Below are 4,593 nucleotides of genomic sequence, written 5' to 3' on the forward strand. Positions count from 1 at the left end.
GAACAAATAAAGAACATATAAAATACAAATATAGAACAAAATGGGCGATGTCAAGGGTTTTTTCTGCTTGGTCGGTTTTTATCTCGTTTTTTATCTATAGAGAGGACTTGGCGATTATCACCACCACCATTATCAAAGAATTTATGCAAAATTGCATAAAAAAACCCTTGACGGGGGGGGGGGCTATTGTAAGTTTCAATCGAGGGTAGCATTAAGCATATTTTCTATTTTTATAATATTTTATTTTAAACGGAGGTAGATTAAAATGAAAAAAACATTACGAAACAATATATTGGCCGGCATGGCCATGGTCGGCATCATGGCCAGTGGCAACCTTGCCATGGCGCAAACGGCTGGTGCTGGCGCCAAGGGCGCATTGCTGGCTGGCAGTAAGTTAACGGCCAAAACCGCCTTTACCATTGGTATCGACGGCCACGCGACCATTCTGTCGGTCGATGACCAAATAAATGCCTCTTGGACTAACAAAACAGCACCCACCGCGGCTCGGCGAAAAGAGAGCGCATTACTCTATAATGGTGCCGCGGTTGGTGGTGGCGCAACCCTTAACTTGCTGTTTGGGCCATCGGCCAACCAAAGCGGTCTGGTTTATGGGGTAAATACCGGGGTTGATTATTTTATCCAGAATTTTAAATCCTCCTATGCTAATCATTCTGATGGCTACAATTTAGAATATAGCACTTTGCTTGTGCCGGTGTTGGCGGTTGTTGGCTATCAATTTTCTATCGCTAATAAACTCATCATTACCCCAAAATTAGAGGGGGGTTATGCCTTTAAGTCAAACGTGATGAAGGTTTACGATACTAATGATCGCTCTCAATACGCTGACCGTATATATAACGCTCACACCTGGGCAATTGGGTTGGGGGCGAGCATTGGTTATGCCATCACCAACAACATCGCCATCAATATCACGGGCAAATGGGGTTATGTTGGTGGTGCGCCGTATAAGGAAACCTTTTCTGCTTCTAATCGCCAATCATGGAGCGCTGAGTCACAGCCAGAGGATGGATTCATCGGGTTCTCCTACGGCCAAATTGGCGCGGCGGCTAATTTTAGCTTCTAACAATTTATTTATTTTAAATGGGAGGGGATTAAAATGAAAAAAAATATTACCAAAAATATCATGCTGATGGCCGTGGTCGGCATAATGGCCAGTGGCAACCTTGCCATGGCGCAAACGGCTAAGCCGTCGAATTCTGGCACGGGCACAAAGGGCCCATTGCTGGCCGATAAGGTGGCGGGGAAGTTAATGGTCAAGGCCGATGTTGGTTATGTTTATAATTTCGCCGGCGGTTGGGAAAAAACCAAAACCGACGGCGGGGCCAGTTTGGGCGACAACACGTCGGCCGGCGCGGGCGGGTTTGGTTACGGGGCCAGTTTGGGCTGGACCAGCAAAACCGGTTTCGGCCTGGCGGCCGATTACATGGGTTTTAACCATAAATGGAACGGCGCGGGCACGGGGGTCAATGCCGGCAGTAATTACAATTACGACGCGGCGTATCACGTAATGACCGTGGTGCCAAGTTATCGGTTTAAATTGGATTCCGCCGACCATTGGGGTTTGCGATTGGGCATGGGTGTGGGTTTCAGCATTTCAGACGTTAAATGGAAAGCCAACGGCACGCCAAGCAATGCCGCACAAAGCGGTGGCACGCGGGTTGCGGGTGGGGCGAGTTATATTTCTGTTAAGCAAGTAGATCCCATAGCAGGAATCGGTAATGGTGGCCCACAAAGCACCGATTTTGGGATAGCTGAGTCATGCAAAACCACGAACGCGGCGGGGGCTTGCACAACTTGGAACCCGGTTGGCCCGGGTGGCGATTGCGTAACAAGTAATATCACTCTTCTCACCATTGGTACTGGTGCTCCTGGTAACCGCTTCCCCGCCGACATGGTTTTTACTGATAGCAAGTGGTGGGATGATAGGTCGCAATTATCAGCAAGCCGATGCGCCACCAGGAGTGGGGGGGGAAGCGGATCAACCGGCTTCACCGATGCGCAGATAGGCGAGGCATTTAAACATTGGGAAACCATAAGGGTGGTGGACACATACACGCCGATAGCCCGTGGCGTGTGGACAAAAGCCATAACAACCGAATCGGGGTTGGGATTGTTGGCACCATACTATGATAGATTAGAAGGGGGGACTGTTGTTGGTAATACTCTTTTTGTGCCTGTCACCGTATGGAATCATTTTTTTAGGACGATTGCTGATGGCGATGCCGCTCGCCCCGGGTGGATAAGGAACATGGTGGGGTTAGATTATACTTATCTAAAGAATCCTGGACTTATAGCGCAGGTTAGTTTTGACTACGCCTCAGCGGCTGACAATGTTACATTTAGCTATTCTGATTACACCGGCGCGGCGGGGCTGACGGTGAATAATACAGCCATAACCAAGCAAATGATGATAAGCACGTTTGGCGGTGCTATAACATTTGCCGATGTTCCATATGCCACCTGGTCAACGGCGGTGGGTAACGCCAGCCAATTGGGGACGATGTTGGCGAATATCAACACATGGGGCACCAGTTTTGCCCGTGGCGCGGCCGACCCTGTGGTTAATGTGCCGCACAGTGTTTATTCACAAATAACCGACGCAACGCAAAAATCAACCTTATTAAGCTTGAAGAGCAATGGTAAGGTTGACCTTGACGTTCCCTATGCCACCTGGTCAACCGCGGCGGGTAACGCCAGCCAATTGGGGACGATGTTGGATAACATCAGCGCATGGGGCACCAGTTTTGCCCGTTCGGCGTCTCAATTGGTGGTTAATGTGCCGCACAGTGTTTATTCACAAATAACCAACGCAACGCAAAAATCAACCTTATTAAGCTTGCGGACCAATGGTAAGGTTGACCTTGACGTTCCCTATGCCACCTGGTCAACGGCGGCGACGGGTAACGCCAGCACATTAAGCGGGTTGCTGAACACCATAAATACATGGAGCGCAAGTTTTGCCCGTGGCGCGGCCGACAATGTGGTTAATGTGCCATACAGCGTTTATTCACAAATAACCGACGCAACGCAAAAATCAACCTTGATTTGGTTAAAGGGGAATGCGGCCACCCCGACCGGGGTTAAGCTTGCCCTGACCGATGTTGATTACAACACCTGGTCAGCCGCGGCGCAAACCACCACGGGGTTACAAACATTGTTAACCGCCATGAATAATTACAACATGGGGGTAACAAAAACCGCCAGCAACGCGGTGGTTACCATACCATACAGTGTTTACACCGCCCTGACCAATGCCGAGCGCACCCAATTGCAAACCGCAATAAATGGTGGCGCATTGGCGGGTAAGGTGCAGTATGAGGCGGTGCCGGCCAGCGCATGGGCACCCAATGGCGTGCCAAATATTAATTTTGGCGCGACCCCCCCGACATTGCCATTTTCGGGCACATTGAACAATGCCACATTGACCAACCAAACCGCGACCGCGAATGGGTTGAAAACATTGTTGGACAATATAAACACGGTAAAAACCAGCAAGGGGATAACCCCCACCCTGGCGGCCGATGTTACGACGCAGGTTATCCCATACAGCGTATACAGCAGTGCCACCCTGAACGATGCCGACCGTGGCAAATTGCAAAAGGCCATTGCCGATATATTTGGCACCAAAATGCAATATGGCGCGGTGCCCGACAGCGTGTGGGCGGCCAGCGGCGCACCGACATTGGGTTTCACCGGCGCGGGGGTAACAGCCCCCAGCCTGTCATATGCCCCATTGTCGCAATCGACATTGGCCAGCAAAACCCAGGACGCCACCAATTTAAAATCGTTGCTGAATAATATCAAGGCGGTAACGGATAAAGGCGGCACATTGGCGGTTGACCAATCGATACCGGCGGCTATCGGCATTCCCTATAGCGTTTATTCGCAGGTTACCGACCCTGTGCAAAAGGCAACATTGGATAATTTGGTTGCCAAATCAAACAACAAAATTGTGTTGGGTGCGTCGGGCGCGGCGGCAACGGCGGCCGCCCCAGACACATCACCCGGCGGCGCGGCCAAGGACGATGCGGGTTTCGTCCTCGCCCCGCAAATGGCGTTGGAATATGACAATGGGTTATTCCATTTCGATGTCAATGTTAAATACCTGCATGCGATGAAGGATGTAAAATATTACGGCAGTGATGCGTCAGGTTCGGCCGACGCCACCAAATCATCGGGCGACATAACCTACACCAGCAAAGCCGGGCCACTCGCCCTCTTCGTTGGCGTGGGGTTGGGCGTCAACTTCTAAACGGGAAAAAACATCTGTAAAACCCCCCTTGTGAAACAAGGGGGGATAGACAAAATACGAGGCTTTGTAAAAGCCGAGATATTTTGTAGGGGGGTTAGACCCCCTGTGCGAATCTGAAATGTGGACTAACCCCCCTATAAAACATAGTCGCTACGCTCCTTGTTTTATCCATCCCCCCTTGTATACAAGGGGGGTATGTATAACCACCCTTTTTTTATGAGAAATCTTTATGAAGAAAAAACGTTTGTCGACCTGTCGGCGTGTGTACACGCCCACAGGATAGAGAAATAATGAGCGAGCATTGCGAGCGAATATATTTC

Annotated in this window: 3 protein-coding genes; all 3 read left to right on the plus strand. The window is 50.2% G+C overall.

Going from position 1 to position 4,593, the window contains the following annotated elements:
• The coding region (locus tag QM529_07480; GenBank protein ID MDI9314496.1) for a hypothetical protein at positions 1-209 on the plus strand (209 nt) is incomplete at its 5' end.
• Positions 210-265: 56 nt separating this feature from the next.
• Positions 266-1,084 carry a hypothetical protein gene (locus tag QM529_07485; protein ID MDI9314497.1) on the plus strand — a complete coding sequence of 273 codons (819 nt, stop codon included), beginning with the start codon at positions 266-268 and terminating at the stop codon, positions 1,082-1,084.
• A 33-nt stretch (positions 1,085-1,117) separates the two neighbouring features.
• Positions 1,118-4,273 (plus strand): hypothetical protein, encoded by a 3,156-nt coding sequence (locus QM529_07490; GenBank protein MDI9314498.1) that lies wholly within the window; start codon positions 1,118-1,120, stop codon positions 4,271-4,273.
• Positions 4,274-4,593: the final 320 nt, after the last annotated feature.

This window comes from Hydrotalea sp. (assembly GCA_030054115.1).
GTDB lineage: Bacteria > Pseudomonadota > Alphaproteobacteria > JASGCL01 > JASGCL01 > JASGCL01.